Origin of the sequence: Streptomyces mangrovisoli (genome assembly GCF_000974985.2) — a bacterium.
Classification (GTDB): Bacteria; Actinomycetota; Actinomycetes; order Streptomycetales; family Streptomycetaceae; genus Streptomyces; species Streptomyces mangrovisoli.
In genome coordinates this window covers 120561-136251 of sequence record NZ_LAVA02000046.1, presented here as the reverse complement: position 1 = coordinate 136251, position 15691 = coordinate 120561, and the positions used below count along the sequence as shown (strand labels likewise).

Annotated in this window: 15 protein-coding genes, 4 pseudogenes and 1 riboswitch; of the genes and pseudogenes, 8 read left to right on the top strand and 11 right to left on the bottom strand. The window is 69.0% G+C overall.

All coding sequences use genetic code 11. From position 1 onward, the window contains the following. The first annotated feature begins 234 nt into the window (after nucleotides 1–234). Nucleotides 235–882, top strand: coding sequence for a hypothetical protein (locus tag WN71_RS20710; protein WP_046582029.1), 648 nt, complete (start codon nucleotides 235–237; stop codon nucleotides 880–882). Nucleotides 883–910: 28 nt separating this feature from the next. On the opposite strand, the gene WN71_RS20705 is transcribed toward WN71_RS20710, so the two are convergent. Next, nucleotides 911–1420, bottom strand: a complete 510-nt coding sequence (locus WN71_RS20705; protein ID WP_420856513.1) for a transposase — start codon at nucleotides 1418–1420, stop codon at nucleotides 911–913. Nucleotides 1421–1512: 92 nt separating this feature from the next. Between WN71_RS20705 and WN71_RS39970 the strand changes: the two genes are divergently transcribed. Together WN71_RS39970 and WN71_RS20695 are read left to right on the top strand one after the other, a co-directional pair. After that, on the top strand, nucleotides 1513–1737 hold the full coding sequence (locus WN71_RS39970) for a LexA family protein (RefSeq protein ID WP_079177992.1): 225 nt from the start codon (nucleotides 1513–1515) through the stop codon (nucleotides 1735–1737). After that, nucleotides 1734–1964 carry a hypothetical protein gene (locus WN71_RS20695; protein ID WP_052742888.1) on the top strand — a complete coding sequence of 77 codons (231 nt, stop codon included), beginning with the start codon at nucleotides 1734–1736 and terminating at the stop codon, nucleotides 1962–1964. The genes WN71_RS39970 and WN71_RS20695 overlap by 4 nt, the downstream gene beginning before the upstream one ends. A gap of 77 nt (nucleotides 1965–2041) precedes the next feature. On the opposite strand, the gene WN71_RS20690 is transcribed toward WN71_RS20695, so the two are convergent. From WN71_RS20690 to WN71_RS20675, 5 genes are all read right to left on the bottom strand, one after another. Beyond that, complete coding sequence (locus tag WN71_RS20690; RefSeq protein ID WP_046582025.1) at nucleotides 2042–2407, bottom strand: hypothetical protein; 366 nt, start codon at nucleotides 2405–2407, stop codon at nucleotides 2042–2044. A gap of 92 nt (nucleotides 2408–2499) precedes the next feature. Then, nucleotides 2500–4032, bottom strand: a complete 1533-nt coding sequence (locus WN71_RS20685; RefSeq protein ID WP_143074855.1) for a hypothetical protein — start codon at nucleotides 4030–4032, stop codon at nucleotides 2500–2502. Between the two features lie 161 nt (nucleotides 4033–4193). After that, complete coding sequence (locus WN71_RS42800) at nucleotides 4194–4343, bottom strand: hypothetical protein (RefSeq protein ID WP_240529707.1); 150 nt, start codon at nucleotides 4341–4343, stop codon at nucleotides 4194–4196. Nucleotides 4344–4695: 352 nt separating this feature from the next. Then, nucleotides 4696–5184, bottom strand: coding sequence for a hypothetical protein (locus tag WN71_RS20680; RefSeq protein ID WP_046582022.1), 489 nt, complete (start codon nucleotides 5182–5184; stop codon nucleotides 4696–4698). Nucleotides 5185–5420: 236 nt separating this feature from the next. Beyond that, complete coding sequence (locus tag WN71_RS20675) at nucleotides 5421–5891, bottom strand: hypothetical protein (protein ID WP_046582253.1); 471 nt, start codon at nucleotides 5889–5891, stop codon at nucleotides 5421–5423. A 231-nt stretch (nucleotides 5892–6122) separates the two neighbouring features. After that, nucleotides 6123–6298, top strand: a riboswitch (cobalamin riboswitch). Between the two features lie 54 nt (nucleotides 6299–6352). Between WN71_RS20675 and WN71_RS42795 the strand changes: the two are divergent. Then, nucleotides 6353–6726, top strand: a pseudogene (locus WN71_RS42795) ((2Fe-2S) ferredoxin domain-containing protein). 147 nt (nucleotides 6727–6873) lie between these two features. Here the strand turns inward: WN71_RS42795 and WN71_RS20670 are convergent. The 3 genes from WN71_RS20670 to WN71_RS20660 form a co-directional block, all read right to left on the bottom strand. Beyond that, entirely contained in the window at nucleotides 6874–7554 is a 681-nt protein-coding gene (locus tag WN71_RS20670; protein ID WP_046582020.1) for an alpha/beta fold hydrolase, read from the bottom strand. 586 nt (nucleotides 7555–8140) lie between these two features. Beyond that, nucleotides 8141–8944: a hypothetical protein gene (locus tag WN71_RS20665; RefSeq protein ID WP_046582018.1), complete on the bottom strand. Its 804-nt coding sequence runs from the start codon at nucleotides 8942–8944 to the stop codon at nucleotides 8141–8143. 261 nt (nucleotides 8945–9205) lie between these two features. Continuing rightward, complete coding sequence (locus WN71_RS20660; protein ID WP_240529706.1) at nucleotides 9206–9865, bottom strand: hypothetical protein; 660 nt, start codon at nucleotides 9863–9865, stop codon at nucleotides 9206–9208. Between the two features lie 1008 nt (nucleotides 9866–10873). Here WN71_RS20660 and WN71_RS20655 point away from each other — a divergent pair. The 3 genes and pseudogenes from WN71_RS20655 (at nucleotide 10874) to WN71_RS20645 (ending at nucleotide 13285) form a co-directional block, all read left to right on the top strand. After that, complete coding sequence (locus WN71_RS20655) at nucleotides 10874–11512, top strand: HAD family hydrolase (protein ID WP_107469706.1); 639 nt, start codon at nucleotides 10874–10876, stop codon at nucleotides 11510–11512. A gap of 41 nt (nucleotides 11513–11553) precedes the next feature. Next, a pseudogene (locus WN71_RS20650) lies at nucleotides 11554–12323 on the top strand (transposase). Between the two features lie 75 nt (nucleotides 12324–12398). Beyond that, a pseudogene (locus WN71_RS20645) lies at nucleotides 12399–13285 on the top strand (phosphotransferase family protein). Nucleotides 13286–13583: 298 nt separating this feature from the next. Here WN71_RS20645 and WN71_RS41525 read toward each other — a convergent pair. Further along, nucleotides 13584–13850: a hypothetical protein gene (locus tag WN71_RS41525; RefSeq protein WP_143074854.1), complete on the bottom strand. Its 267-nt coding sequence runs from the start codon at nucleotides 13848–13850 to the stop codon at nucleotides 13584–13586. A 638-nt stretch (nucleotides 13851–14488) separates the two neighbouring features. On the opposite strand from WN71_RS41525, the gene WN71_RS20635 reads away from it, so the two are divergent. Beyond that, complete coding sequence (locus WN71_RS20635) at nucleotides 14489–14959, top strand: GNAT family N-acetyltransferase (protein WP_079177991.1); 471 nt, start codon at nucleotides 14489–14491, stop codon at nucleotides 14957–14959. A 7-nt stretch (nucleotides 14960–14966) separates the two neighbouring features. Here the strand turns inward: WN71_RS20635 and WN71_RS20630 are convergent. Then, nucleotides 14967–15386, bottom strand: a pseudogene (locus WN71_RS20630) (pyridoxal-phosphate dependent enzyme); the annotation flags it as partial. Nucleotides 15387–15691: the final 305 nt, after the last annotated feature.

The following is a 15691-nucleotide window of genomic DNA, read 5'->3' as shown; positions in this document are numbered from 1 at the left end:
GGGGATCGGCACTGTCTGGGACGGGATCGCGGCACGTCTGCGCAGTGCCCGAGCCGACGCTGATCTCCGCCAAGGCGGACCCATGCAGCATCTGCGCATCCTGCACACACAGGGCCAACCCTCGTTGCTGGCGACCCGGATGTTTGAGCGCGGCCGTCCAGAAATTCCCGTCTTCCTCGCGGGGCACGGAGATAGCCTCGGCGCTGCCATCGTCCAACGGGGAGGGGGTGAAGTATGCAAGGGCAGGACTGGGTCGAACGTACGGGAGAGCTGTTCGAAGCGGCGATGTTCGGCGGGGACACGTCCGCGCTGGAGCGGTCCGACGACGTGCTGGACGCGGTCGAGGCGCCGCTTTCCATGGCGCGGGGCAAGGTATTGCACGTCCGCTTCCTGAACGACCGGGAGGAGAACAGTCAGGAACTGGTGCTGTTCGAGCGTGCGGCCGCGTTGTACGGACGTCTGGGGGACGCGTCGGGTGAGGCGGACGCATTGTTCTGGGTCGGCTGCTGGCACCAAGTGGTCAAGGGCGACGGCGCCGCCGGCGTGCCGTACTTCGAGCGGTCGTACCAGCTGGCGAAATCCGTCGACGACCGCATGACGATGTCCTACGCGATTCGCCATCTCGGCTTCGCAGACAAGGACGCAAGCCACTTCGACCGGGCCCGCGAGCGGCTGACCGAATCGGTGACACTGCGCCGGGAGATCGGCTTCAGGGCCGGAGAAGCGGCCGGTCTCGTGGCACTGGCCTACCTCGCGGCCGAGACCGGCGACTCAGCGGCGGCGTTCGGCCACCTCGACGAGGCCCAGTCGGTCGCCGAGAGCTGCGGTGCCAAGGCCGTGTCGGGGTGGATCGAGCAAGCACGCACGCTCATCCGCTCCTAGGTCTAGGTTCTGGCTGGGGAAGTGCTGGTCACAGCCACTCGTTGAGGACTGCGGCCAGCACAGTCGCCTCGTAGCGGACGGCGAGCTTGTCGTACCTCGTGGCCACGGCCCGGTGGCGCTTGAGGCGATTGATCCCGCACTCGACGGCGTGGCGCTCGCGGTGGTCGGCCTTGTCGAACTTCGGCGGCCGACCGCCTCGTGAGCCGAGCTTCCGCCGGTTGCGGATCCGGTCCACTGGGACTGGGATGGTCGCCTTGATTCCGTGCCTTCGCAGGTAGGCCCGGTTGTGGCGAGAGTCGAAGGCTCTGTCGGCCCGCACTCGGTCCGGTCGCCTGCGGGGTCGGCCAGGACCGATCCGGTGCACCCGAATCGTATCCAGGACCGCCTGGAACCGCGGAGAATCGCCTCGTTGGGGCGGTGCTCCAGGAGCAAGTCCGGGGCCGGCGGGCGGTGTTCCTCGCCGTACTGCCGCTCGCGCTCGCGGCGCTCGAGATCTGCGATGTGCCGGCGGGCCCGGTCCAGGGTGAGGGTCGGCCAGGTCTCCAGGGTGCGGAGCTTGGGCAGGTCGGGCGGTGGATCGGTCACGTCTCCAGTTTGCACCAAAAATCGAACACCTGCTCTAATCGGGGTATGGCAAGACCCAAGACGGACTACCTCACCGACACCCAGGAGCGGATCCTGGCCTGCATCCGGGGCAGCATCGAGCGGCGCGGTGAGGCGCCCACCCTCGCCGAGATCGGCGAGCAGGTCGGTCTGCGCAGCCGGGCGAGCGTTCACTACCACCTGCAGCGGATCGAACGGCTTGGGCACATCAGCCGCGATCCGCGCCGCACCCGCGCGATCCGCCTGCGATGAACGCGAACCGTTTCCACCTGCTGCTCACCGTGAGCGGCCGACCGGTCATGCACGGCTGGTGGGGGAGCGAGACGGTGGCGCGCGGTCAGTTCGCGGTATGGGTCGGCGGCTGGGGGCGTCCCGGCTCCCAAATCACCCTCACCGACGGCGAGACGTCCGACGGCCCGGGCGTCCTGTTGACGCAGTGGCCGGCGCCGGCGCGAGGCGCTGCCGTCCTCGCGGGATGATCGAAGAGCAGAGCCTGCCGCGGACGGTGACGGCTTCGAGGACGGCGAGGCGGCCATCGCCGAAGCGCGGTGCCGCATCAGGAAACGTTCGCCCTGTCGGCCACGGTCCGTGCTGACTCTGACGGGGCGAACCCGGGAGACGAGGGGTTCCGGCGGCGTCTGTAGGCGCGAGCGACCAGCGCGAGGCCGAAGATCAGCTGCACGGCGAAGAGCGCGTCGTACCAATGCGGGGCGTCAAAGGGGACGCCCCACACGGACCGGGCCAGGGCCCGCATGCCGATGAAGGCAGCGGCGACGAATCCCCAGGATTCCGCGGCCGACGGCCACGTGCCGTGCCTCTTGGCAGCCTCGCTCCTCAGCGCTTTGATCGCTTTGGTCTTCTGGGTGCCGGTGAGCTCAGGGTGCTCGCACTCGATCCGGTCCTTGGCGTCCTTGAGATCCATCGTCCCCTCCTCCCTTCGTCAGGCGGTTCGCCCCGACGCGTCAGAGTCGGCACGCCCTGTGGTCGGCACCTGAACGTTGTCTGATCCGCGCCTTAGCTGCGTCCGTCCGGCCGGACGTGGCTCTCGGCGAAGCTGCGCAGTTGGCTGCGTGTGAGGGCGAGGTCGGTGGCGGCACGGGTGGCGCGGCCGTTGGGGAGATAGCGGATGCCGTCGATCTCGCAGATCAGCGGTCCGGCGCCGGTGTCACGTACCAGCGCTTCACCCACCGGGGCGGGGCCGCCGATGGTACGGCGGCCGGAGCCGCGGGAGCGGGATATGGGCTGGAGGAACAGCGGAGCCGTCCCGTCCCCGCCCTCCGGTCGGAACAGGACCAGAACCATCTCGCCGGGGTCCCGGCACAGGCGGACGTAGCGCATGGGTTGCCAAGCCGCGTCCGCGGCGCTCGAACGAACGGTTCGGATCACCGGTCCGCAGAGGGCTGCGCGGTCGACCGCGAACCAGCCGATCCGGGCGAGGGACACGATGGCGACCGTACCGAGCACGAGGAAGCGCCAGTGCCCCAGGTGGAAGTGGTCGTCGAGGATGGCGGCGCAGGAAAGCAGCAGGAGGTACCAGGCACCGGTGCCGAGAACGGTGGCCACGACCCAGGCGCGCGGCGACACGGACGTACGGCCGGAGCCGCGGCGTGGCAGGGTCACCTTGGGGCCCGGGCGATGGCGATCGCCGTGTCTGGCCGCGGCGGTCAGGCCCGCGTAGCTCAGGTCGTCCGTGAAGCGCGGCCACCCGTCCGCGCTCTCCTCCTCGCCCGCCGCCGGCGGCCCAGGGACCGCAGGATCTGCCCGGCGTGCCAGCCGGATGCGGCGGGCGCAGACCAGCGGGCTGACGACCAGCGCGCCCGTGAGACCGAGCAGGCCCAGGCCGCCCCCGACCACGGCGACCGCGAGCGGGGTGGTCCGCGTGTCCACGGCCTCGCCCAGGAAGGGCCAGGGCAGGGCGACGATCGGGATCGGGTCGCCGGGGCGGCTGTGTGTCGTGTCGCAGTCCACGGCCGTGCGCTGCGAGCCGCCGTCCCAGCCGACGGTGCAGCTGTCGTCGTCGTGGTTCACGCGGATGACCTCGGCGGTGGTGTGCGTCCCGAGCAGAGCGACGTCAGCGGCGACCAGGCCCACGAACAGGGACACCGCGAGGCTGAGCACCGCCCACGGTGGCGCCGTCGGCAACGGCAGCCGCCGGGCGGCCGTCGGGGCCGTGCGCGTCTGCTCGCCCAGCCAGGCGCCGAGGGTACGGGCGTCGTGGGTGGCCAGGCCGAGCCGCAGCACCCGGCCCTCGGGCGTTCGGTAGCGCAGGCCGACCTTCTCGACGGAGGCCCGGTTGAGGGTGGTGACCGTGGCGTCCAGTGGCTCTCCGCCGCGCGTCAGGGCGGTTGTGTTTCCGGAACGGTCCAGAAAGACGGGCCCGTCGAGGCGTGGGTCGACCAGCAGGCGGCCCTTGCGGCCGTCGAGCCGACAACGGAAGTGCACGGGCCGGCCCGCAGCCAGACCGCGCCGCCTCCGTGCCGCCGCCCACCGAGCCAGCCCGGCTATGACCAAGGGGATCACCAGCATCCCCACAAAGCTGCCGATCATCGGTTCCGTTCGTCTCCTGAGCCATGAGTGATCGCAGAAGCGTACGAGGGCCACCGGGGGCACCGACCCGCGGGGTTCCTCCTTGGCCACGGCCTTGGAGGATACGGACACCAATGCGACGACGCGGGTGTGGCCGTAGCCGGTGGCGTTGTCGATCAGCGTCAGGACTTGTCGACGCGCTGTTCACGGAGCTCGGGCAGGAACTCGGGTCCGGTGAAGCAGACCGGGCAGGCCAGGCTTCCGCGTAGGCGGAGGCACGGGTCCCGGCAGATGATCTGCACCTCAGGGTGGTCGGCCAGCCAGCGTGCCACCGGTGCAGCCTCGCGGCCGGATAGTACGTCGATGGGCCGACGGGCTTCCAGGTCGACAAACAGCGTGGCGTAGGCATGTTCCTTGGGCAGGGCTCGTCCTTGCTGGTCAGGCCGCTTGGCTGTCTCGTTCGATGGCGGTGGGTCGGTTGTGAGTCGGTAGCACGGGCCATCGACCGAGATGGTGTCGCAGTGGTGAGAGACCGGTTGAGGATGGCGAGTCCTCCGGCCGGACGCTGCGGCCCGCCGGTCATCCCGGAACCTGCAGCAGAAGAAGGCAGGCAGTTGAACGACCAGGTGTGGCGTCGCACTCCGCAAAGCGGATGCGCGGCCGGAGGAGGCGGGAGAGTTCGCCTCACTCGTCCGGTGGGGTCCACATCACCTGTACCCGGTCGATGGCCGGGTCGTATCCAAGCAGCGGCTGTGTGCCGCCGCCTTCAGGGAACAATGGCACCAGCTTGCCCAGGCGGCGCCCGATCGTGGCCAGGAATCCGCAGAGGACGTCCAGCCGTTCCTGTCCCTGAAGTTCTCGCAGGTCGACATCGAAGTCGATCTGATCCTCCGCGAGGAACCGGAAGATCGCGCAGACCTCGGGGTCCGGCCACACACGGAGGCTGGGGCACTCGGCGTCGGCCGGGCGGGACAGCACGGCCTCGGCTCGGGGCAGCGGCAGTACCGCGTTGCCCTCGGCGTACTCGAAGGTCCAGCCCTGTTCCTCGATCAGGTCGAGCACGGCCTGCCAGTCCGCCGCCGTCGTGTTCTCTACGAACACATCGGGCAGGCAGCCGCCGCCGGCGGGATCGAGCAGCCACGCGACCTGGTCGTCCCACAGCAGGTCAGCCATCCCGCCATCCTTCGGGATCCGACTGGTCCGTCGGTGGAATCCGGCGGGTTGCAGGTCGACGGGGGTTCACGCGGGAGCTTCGCGGAGCGTGCTGCGGTCGCTTCCGTGCAGGTACGCAGGTGAGCGGCGTGTACCCGGCGGATCCGGATGTGCGCGGGGTTTTCGCGCCTACGGGCAGAGTTCCGCGGGGTGAGCCCGGAACGTGGCCCTCGGCGGTGGGATCCGGACGCCGCGCGTCAGTCATTCCACGCTTCGCCTTGTCGGTGCCGGTCCAGGCCGACTGCTGAGAACTCGTCCTCGCCGGGGTTTGCCACTGCGCCCAGGCGTCGTAGTGCTTGAGAGATCGGACTGCCGGCGGGCGGGAAGGGCTGGCCCTCCTCCACGTGGAGGGGGCCGAGCGCGAGGGTGCCGTCGTCCCATACGGCAGCGCGCTGTTCGCCGACGCCGCCGAAGTACTCGGCTTCCACGTAGGCCACCGGCCCGCCGGCCGACCAGGCGGCGAGCGTCTTCTCGAAGCCGGCTGGCAGCCGCCAGAACCCCAGCGCGCCTGCACCGCTGCCGTCTGCGACGGAACCTGACAGGGCGTCCGTCACCGGCATCAGCGACAGCCCCTGACCGATCGATGCCGGCCGGGCGGCAGGCAGGTGTCGTGCCGCACCACGCAGCGCCTCTCCTTCAGCGATCACTGCGTGCAGTTCGTAACCCATCCCAACGCCCCTCTCCAGGATCGGAGGTCCCATCTTGTCCCAGACGGCGAAGGCGAACCCGCGCGGTACCACCCTTCAGGATCACCACACCCCCGGCGGGTTCTCGCCAGAGCATCGTGAGGAGCCGTCGCACCCGCTGCTCTCGGCGTACGGACGGTGCCGGGTGCCGGTGTGGTCCGCGGCAGCCAAGGGGCCCGTGACCGACGGCACGCACGCCCGAAGCGGCGTGCTTGATAGCCTCGTCGGGCCAGTCGAGCCACAACCGAGGCCAGGGAATCCGGTGTGAATCCGGAACTGACGCGCAGCGGTGAGGGGGACGGGCGGGGCACGACGTCACTGGGAGACCGGGAAGGCGCCCCGGCCGGACGAACCCGAGTCCGAAGACCTGCTGGCACCGCCGCGCCGCCGCGCGGCGGCCGACCGTAGGCCAGGCTCCGCGTACGAGCCCCGACCCCCGAGGCGTGCCCGTGCCCCGCACCCCGAACACCCCTGTCCCGGCGGCGCCGTGCCGTGTCGTCGTCTGCCGTGACTGCTGCTGCGGAACCTCGAAGGTGACTGGAGTCGATCACGACCGGCAGAGAGAGCGGTTGGCGGAGACTGCCCCGATGCGCGTCTCGGACTGCCTCGGCGTGTGCGAACACGCCAACGTGATCGTCGTCCAGCCCTCGGCCGCCGCGCGGGCCGCCGGTGCCCGTCCGGTCTGGCTGGGACTCGTCAACGACAGCGACGCGACGGAGGACATCGCCGCCTGGGTGCGGGCCGGCGGGCCGGGGTCGCTCCCTGCCCCGACATCCTTGATCTGTACGTGTTCACGCCGCCGCGCACGGCGCGATGAACGGACCGACCCGACAGGACAGTGCGGCCCGCCCGTTCAATCAGCCGCTCGGCTCCGAACGGCCCTCTGCGGCTGCTTGACCAGCCCTCCGCTCGGGTCCGCGAGAGCGAGACCGTGAGCGGAGGGCTGCGACGATGCGGTGTTGCCTCAGATCGACTTCACGGCCTCGCGGATGACGTCGAGGACGAACTCGGGCTGCGACAGCATGGGTACGTGACTGCTGTCGACGGGGCGGCCGTGCGCGCCCATGCGGTCCACGGCGGCCCGCTGCAGTTCCGGGTTCACGGTCTCGTCCTGGTTGCCGATGACGTACCAACTGGGCTTCGTGCGCCAGGCGGTGCCGGGCACCTGCTGGTCGAAGATGTCGGCGACCGGCACGGCCCCCGTCGCCAGCACGAGCTTCTGCTCGGACTCCGGCAGGTCGCCGCAGAAGTGGCTGATGCCCGACTCCTTGAGGTACACGCGGTTGTCGGCGACCTCGATGTGCCCGAACACCGGCGTCTTGTCGAACTTGTCCTGCTGCTGCTGCGAGGTCTCGGTCTCGTCCGGGGCGAGGGCGCAGAGGTACACCAGAGCCGCGACGCGGTCGTGCGTGCCCGCCTTGGTGATGAGGGTGCCGCCGTACGAATGGCCCACCAGCACGACGGGGCCGGGCACGTGGTTGATGCCTCGGGTGACGCACGCGACGTCGCCCTCGAGCGAGTCCAGGCCGTGCTGCGACGCCCAGACGGTGTGGCCTTCTGCCTGGAGCGTGGGGATGAGTTTGCTGAAGCACGAGCCGTCTGCCCACAGGCCGTGGGCGAAAACGATGCTGGGTTTGTCCGCCATGCTTCTCTCCTTCCGGAGCAATCGGTAACCGGGGAAATATGGTGCGCTGAACTGACGACGGTGATGGCCTTGCGTGGTGCCCGGCCTGAATGGCCCGGCCCGCGGCAGGGAACCGGTTGTCCCGGCCCGGCGCAGCCCTCGAATGATCAACTGAGGTGGTCTTCGAAGCCGATCGAAATGCGCAAGGTCCGAGACCATCCTTACCTCGTCGCCGGGACGATTGCCTCACCTGCTTGCGTGATGGCGTGGAAGGTTCGAGGGTCGTCGCACACGGCTCATGGAGCCGTCATGCGTGGGCACCAGGGAATGTCACTCTGTGTCGTTGATCGAAGGATCACCGAGCGGCTGTACGCCATATGTGTCCTGTGGCGTGATCCATGAATCCGGTTGGTGCCGGGCTGCGCGGAGAATCTGTGCCGTGCCGTTCTGCCTCATCCGCGACAGCTTTCACGCCCGGCGGTGAGAACACCGGTGCGGCACCGTGCGGCACTCTCGGCGTACGGCACGGGTCCGGGGGCTGATCGTGGTCGGCCGGCTCTGTCCGGGCCGTTCCGCCCGCGGCGCGAAGGGCCCGAGACGGCGCGTGTCAGGGGTGGTCGACGTAGGCGACGAGTCCGCCGACGGTCAGGCCCATCGCGCATCCCCTGCGGAAGGATTCGTAGCGCATGGGCGGAGTGAACTGTGCGGCGGTCATCGCGTACGGAGCGCGGATCCCCAGTTCCACGCTGCACAGGCACACGACGTGTCCGTGACGCCGGGCGGCGGCCGCCCAGTCGGGGTCGTGCGCGACGCGGGTCCGGGAGTAGATCTCGCCGTCGGGCGTGCGCAGTTCCAGGCGGGAGTCCGTGTGTTCTGTGTTCTGTCGTGATCCTGGCTGGTGCTCGGATATCTCGTGCAGTTCCCATCCGGAGATCGAGCGCAGATCGGCGTAGCCGGGCGGCCTGCGTCTCATGCCGAAGTGGACCTCGGCGTCGTCGCGTCGCGGTGGTTCGGCGAGGCACAGCTCGTCGAATACGGTGGGCCGCTTCTCCTCGAAGAGGTCCCCGTCCTCGTCCGACCGCGGCGGGTCGGGCAGGCGCAGGTCGGAGAATTCGGGCGGCAGGCGCTGCATGCCGAACAGGATGGCGCCTTCGACCTGCGGTTCCTTCGGCATCTCATCGAGCGAGGCTGACGGTCTCATGTCGTACCACATCCCGAAGTCGCCCTTGCCCACGGCGCACCTGAACTCGAAGAGGGCAGTGGGCATGTGACGCGTGTCTGCGGGATCGAGGATGACGGTGCCGTCTGCGGTGTCCAGACTCATCAGGACGCCCTCGAGCCGGAGCGCGGGGTCGTCCGAGAACAAGATCTCCCCGAGGTCGTCGACCTCTTCGTAGTGACGCCTGCTCATGTCCTGCAGCCCTCCAGTGGGTTGCCGCTCCGGGGAGACGAAGCGGACGACTGGGTCATGAGGCAGCGTATTGAAGGATCGTTGAACAATCCATAGGGTGGAACGTGCGCGCCTTCAGGTCGGCGGTTTCAGCAGCCGGACCGCCAAGCGGGAAGACTCGAACCTTGACCAGCACAACTTGGAAGGGTGCGGGCTTCGGAGGGCCGGGGCCGCGAAGAATCTGCGCATTCTGAGGCGTGTGTTCTTGGCGGAGGTCCGTGGTCAGGGGGTGCGGGCGAGCATGCCGGTGCCGCGGACGGTGGTCTGTGTGCCGAGCGTGTGCGGGCTGGTCCCGAGTGCTGCGGCGATCTCGGGGGCCATGTCGAAGGTGGCCCATTTCCATGCGTCTTCGGCTTCCTCGTCCTCGGTCGCCGCATCCCACACGGGCGGCAGGCCCAGTTGTCGGCGCCGGTCCTGCTCGTAGGGCAGGGGGTCGCCGAGGGTGAGGAGTTCGTCCTCGCCGTTGCCGGTTTCGCAGTAGCGCCGCAGGACGGTCCCTTGGAGGGTGATGAGCCAGGCGGAGCCGTCGCCCCGCTCGCCGTAGTAGAACGCGTGCGCCTTTCCGTATCGTTGGCTCAGCTGCGTACACAGGCGGAGGACCGAGTCACTGCGGTCGGGGTCGCACGGGTCGCACCAGCGGCCGATGACGAGGGTCCAGCCGTCGAGTTCGGGGCTGACGTAGACCCGGCCGGGGCCTTGCGGGGTTGTGCAGTCGTGGGACTCGGTGTCGATGTGTTCGGCCGCGGCGGCGAAGGTGACCGGGCTGGGCCGGGTCAGGCCCATGGCCTCCATGACGCCGGCCTGGTCACCGGTGGATATCGCGATCCAATGGAGCCAGCAGGTGGTCAGCGGGACGGGCTGATCGTTTTCGGCGCTCTGCACGGTGCCAGACTGCCATGTCGGCAGGCGTTGCCGGCCGTGGGTGCGAGGCTGCGTCCGCCTGAGGGCGGAGTTCCAGCATTTGATCGAGGGAATGGCCATGGCCGAGACCGATCCCGGACGCTGTGCATTCCTGCAAGCGTCGTTCCCGGGCGCCTTCGGGCTCGTCGAGTAGCTGCCCACTGAATCGGTCGAGGCTTAACCGGAGTTCGCGGAACATCGGATCAAACGCCTCAGCGCCCGCAGGGACCGGGGCCTGCGCTGAGCCCGTCTTTTCCACCCCTGTCCGTGTCGAACGGCCGTGACGGGTTCCAGAGGCCGTCGGCACGGCTGATGATCCGGCGGAGTTCGCGGGCCGTGCGAGGCGACACGGCCTGGGTCACGGTCTCGAGGAGAGCACGCGCTTGAAGGGGATTGCCGCAGCAGTACCAGTGCACGTTGCCCCGCTCGTAGTCGTGCCACAGCTCGCGCTGGGGGCGGCGGGCGTACTCCTTCCACAAGCGCACGGCTGCGCCGACGTCGCCTGGGTGCAGGTAGTTCCTGGTGCGCTCGAGACGGTGGATCTCCGACAGGGCATGCGAGGACAGGCCGTCGATGACAGGGTTCGCCCCGGGCGTTTGGCGGTGGCCGCAGAGGCCGGTCCGGACGTGTCCTGGCCGTCTACGCGGCATGGGCCCTTCGGTTCGTCATCACGCCGGACATGGTGCCATGGCTGCGACCGGCCGCCTCGAAAGGGTTCGTTCATCCCGGGGATCGGCCGGGCGAGCGGACGGCGTTCGCATGGTCCCGCGTGGCGTCACGGGATGGGATTCCTGCGAGGTCGGCAGCGTGGGTGCGGAAGGCGGTGCCACGGCGGGACGTGTTCGGCTTCCCCTCGCACGTCCGGGAGGACGCGACCGTTCGCTTCAGGGCACTCCTTTGTGGTGGCTGCTGTAAGAACTGTCCCGCAATGGCCTGCCCGCCGCCTGGCATGATCGACGCGTGATCAGTGAACCGGCGCGGCAAGGCCGCATGAAGTACGTCCTGTTCGATGTCGACGGCACGCTGATCGACGCGGTGAGCAACCAACGTCGGGTCTGGGGAACCTGGGCGGAGCGGTACAAGCTGGATGCAGACGAGGTCTACCAGGTGGCTCTACGGACGCGGCCGATGGAGGCGTTCGCGCAGGTCGCTGCCGACCACGATCCGCGTGAGTGCCTGGCCACGCTGCACGAGCTCGAGGACGAAGACGTTCGCTCCGGCATCTACGCGGCTTTCGACGGCGCGTCGGAGCTGTTGCACAGCCTGCCGCTGGGGTCCTGGGCGCTGGTGACCTCGAACTATGAACACCGGGTGCGTGGCCGTTTTCTGCGGACGGGTTTGCCGGTGCCGGGCGTGATCGTGGACGCGGCCGCTGTCGAGGAGGGCAAGCCCTCTCCCGTCCCCTATCTGAGAGCAGCGCAGCAGCTCGGCGCCCGTCCGGAAGAGTGCCTGGTCATCGAGGACGCCCCGTCCGGAGTGCGGGCCGGGCTGCGGGCCGGGATGACGGTGTGGGGTGTGAACGCCACCGTCGCGGTAGAGGGCGTGCATCGCCACTTCGACAGACTTCGCGAGGCAGTCCCTCACATCCTGGCCTTCGCGTCCGGGCCTCACGGGAATGCCGCAGTCTGAGCCCGTCCGCCGACGCCGGGCATCACTGGGACGATCTTCATGTGGTTGGTGTGATCACGGCGTCCGGACCGTCTTGGACAGCCCCCTTCACCGGGCTGAGCCCACGCTGCTTCGGCGAATTGATCACCTCGTTGCGACGCGACGGCGCGGATGCCGCACGTCGGGGACGGCCGTGGAGTCCACCTCTGCAAGACCGGGTGCTGCTCGTTGCCGCCTACTGGCGCACCGACTTGACGCTGCGGCAGCTTGCGCCGTTGTTCGGGATCTCAGAGTCGGCCGCCGACCACAACATCGCCCACCGCGGGCCATCGCCGGCCTTGCAGCCTCGCAAGCGGTTCCGCAAGCCCGCGGTACTGATCGTGGACGGAACCCCGGTGCCCACCCGGGACCACACCGTGGCCCAGCAGTCGAAGAACTACCGGTGCTCGACCAACCATCAGGTCGTCATCGACTCCGACACCCGACTCGCGGCCGCCGTGGCCGGCCGGTGCCCGGCAATCGCAATGAGTGCAAGGCCTGGGAGTTGCCCGGCGCGAAGGCGGCCGTCGGCCGCACCACGGTGATCGCGGACGGCGGTTACCGTGGCACCGGCCTTGTCGTTCCGCACCGCCGCAAGCCCGGCCAGGGCGAACTCCCCCCGTGGCGAGAGGAACACAATGCCTCGCACCGAAAGGTCCGCGCCCGCGTCGAGCACACCTTCGCCCGATTGAAGAGCTGGAAGATCCTTCGCGACTGCCGCCTGAAAGTCGATGGTGTCCACCACGCGATGCTCGGCATCGCCCGTTTGCACAACCTCACACTCGCCCGATAGGGCAGGGAAGCGAGGAAGCAGCGATACGCCTCCCTCACTCATAGATCATTGCGGGACAGACGTTAGGGTGTGGTGATGGTCGACGGCGATGGCACGGCGGTTGCTGGAACGGATGTCGATGACCTGGGCTGGTCCGGCACTCGTGCGTGGGTGGAGCAGAGCCTGCGTCCCGGGGAGCGGATTCGTGCTGTGGACGTGCTGCGTGGGGGATGGACGTCACACATGCGCCGCCTGGATGTCGAGGGGCGGGACAGACGGTACTCCCTGGTGCTGCGGTCGTTCGTCAGGGTGTTGATGCGGCGGCTGAGCACTGTGACCACCCGTCGCTGCTGATGTCGTTGCTGCCGGGGAGCCTCAGGCTGGACGGAGAGGACATCGAGCGGAAGACGGAACTGCTTGCCCGGCAGCTCGTGACGATTCACGGGCTGCCCGTTGCAGAAGGATCCCGGCCGCGCACCTATCAGGCCTGGACCAGCCCGGAGCGGGTGCGGCTTCCCGGGGCTTCGGGGAGGCCGCAGGTGTGGGAGCGTGCGGTGGAGGTGATCCGCCGTCCGCCCCCGGCCTACCGGCCGTGTTTCCTCCACCGGGATTTCCACCCCGGGAACGTGCTGTTCACCGGAGAGGGAACCTCTCTGGCGGTCACCGGCGTCGTGGACTGGGTGGAGACGTCGTGGGGGCCCGCCGACCTGGACGTGGCTCACTGCTCCACTGCGCTTGCGCTGCTGCACGGAGTGCCCGCCGGCATGCGGCTGGCGGATCGTTACGCCGCGGTCGGCGGAGTGCTCGACGACGACCCGGGTGGCCACCTGTACTGGCGCGTGCTGGATGCGCTGGCCTTCGCACCGGACGCGGAGAAGGTCGCCGAGCCCTGGCGTGCACTGGGAAGGGCGGACCTGACGTCGTCTGTGCTGGCCCAGCGCTTGGAGGACTACCTCCAGGCACTCTTCACCCGGTACGGCTGAGGAGCCGCAGTCGGTGCCGCCCCATGGCCGGCTGCCGGTGACCGGCCGAAGGTGTCGGGGATCAGCAGCGTTCTTTGGCCGGCAGGCATGCATCACCGTACGGCGGCACGGGATCTCGGTGAGCGCTGCGGCGTTGTCGCCGACGGGTGTCTGCCCGGTGGCCCCGCCAGCCACTGCGCGGGGCGTCTGGCCGGGTCGGCCCGCCGGCTGCTGCGCGGGGTGTGCGGGGACGGACTGGTCGGCCCTCGGCCCTCACACGCAACTCGCCGGTCTCGTCGTCCTGTGTCCCTCCGGCGGTCTACCGGGATTGGGTGCTGCCGGGTTGGGGGAACAGAGAGGACTCTGTGAGCGGTGAGCCCTTCAGGCACGGGGTGCTCGCGATCACGTCCGTCTGGCCGAAGCCTTTGAGGTAGGAGACGTAGACGGTGAAGTCACCGAACGTGCCGGGGGACGTGTAGCGCTTCAGGTCCTGGGTGCGCCATTCGCCCATGGTCCAGCCCTGTTTCCGGAGGTCGGCTCGGACCTTCGGGCCGGAGTCCGCGGACCCCACCCGAAGGATCGACATGGTTGTCGTGTGTCTCGCGGTGCCCGGATCCTGGCACCCGGGAGCGGACTCCACTGCGGGACGCACTGCGCCGATCAGTCTCGCTCCTGCCTTGCGCGCGGCCTGGGCGGTCGCCTCGAGCAGCAGCTGGTGGAGTTGCTCGTCCGCCTGGCCGAGTGTGGTGGCCGAGGTCAGTGACTGCGCGGAGGAGGAGGTAGAGGCGGTAGAGGCGGTGGAGGGGGAGGCCTCGGAGCCCGAGCAGGCCGTGACCATGGCGAGAGCGCCAAGCGCGGCACACACGGATATTCGACGTCGACGCACAGTTTCCCCTGGATGATCGCAAAGAGAGCTGATGGTATCTCCACAGGTCCGGCCGGGGTTGTGGAGGTGCGGCTGGTCTTGCCGGCGAGGAGGGGTCTGGGGTCGGCGGCGGCTGTGTGACGCGTTGTCTTCGGGTGTGGGCAGCCGGAGGCGGGTGCCGAGGTGCGGGGGTGTGGGGCCGGTGATGTTCCGATGGCGGCTGTCTGGTGTCGGGAGCCTTCGTGGTGGGGCCGGGGTGGTGGCCGTACCATGCCTGGTCCGTTTGGGCCTTCGCCTGGTCCGTTTGGGCCTTCGCCCGGTCCGTTTGGGCCTTCGCCCGATACGTCCGGGCGCCTGACATGATCGCCGTCATGGACATACGCATCGTTCCAGCTCGGGTGGCCGACTTCCACCAGGTGGTGACTGATCATCCCCGTTACTGGGGCGAACGCGATCTGCGGGCGCTGCACCTTCTGGCACTGGTGCAGGAGTTCGGCTCCACCTGCTTGGTTGCCCGTGCCGAAGACGGAATCCGTGGGTACGTCTTCGGGTTCGTCACCCCGGACGGCACCGGGTACGTGCATCTGATCGCCACGCGGGACGACGCTCGTGGCACCGGTCTCGGCCGTCGTCTGTATGCGGCGTTCGCCGAGGCGGCAGAGCGTCATGGCGCACGGCAGCTGAAGGCGATCACATCCATCGAGAACACCGGCTCGATCGCCTTCCACCGGAGCCTCGGCTTCGACGCGAAGATCGTCGGTGACTACAACGGCCCGGGCCGGGACATGGCCGTCTTCCACCGGGATCTGCCGCTGGACGTCGCAGAGTGAGCAAGAGTCAGGACCTGTGGAGAGGAGCCGCACCGACCCAGCGGTGATAGCTGTCCGCGTCGACGTTGCTGCCGCACACGATGGTGACCACGTGTCGGTTCGCGAAGCGGTGGGGGTCTTCGAGAATCGCGGCGACACCGAGTGCGGCCGACGGCTCGACGACGAGGCCGGCATGGGTGAGGAGCATCCGCATACCGGCGATGATCGACGCCTCCTGGACCAGGACAGCGTCATCGGCGACCAGGAGCAGGTCGTTCAGGACGGCCTGGATGGGGTGGCGTCCGGCGACACCGTCGGCGATGGTGTCGGTCGAGTCGGTGGTGACGACGCGCCGCCTGTGCCACGAGTGGGTCATCGCCGGTGCGCCCAGCGGCTGGACACAGATCACCTCGGCTTCGGGTGCCATGGTCTTCACCACATGGCCCACCTGCCGTTTGTAGGGCTGTTTCCGGGGGGTTCGGCCACACAGCGATACGTGGCTACGGCGGCTGACGTTCGATGGCTTCGGAAAAAACCTCTCAGCCCTCGGAGGGCGATGGTGAGGGGTCGATGTCCTGCGCGTCTCGGACCTGGGAGGCCGGTCTCCTGACGGCTTGTCAAGGCTGTCGCCTGTCACGTAATCGATTACGCCATGAGAGGAACCCGGGGTCCTCGTAGGCCGTGATCCAGGTGTCGAACGCGGTCCGCGAACAGCAGAATCGCCTGCTTCCGTGCTGGTCACCGCCGTCCGGG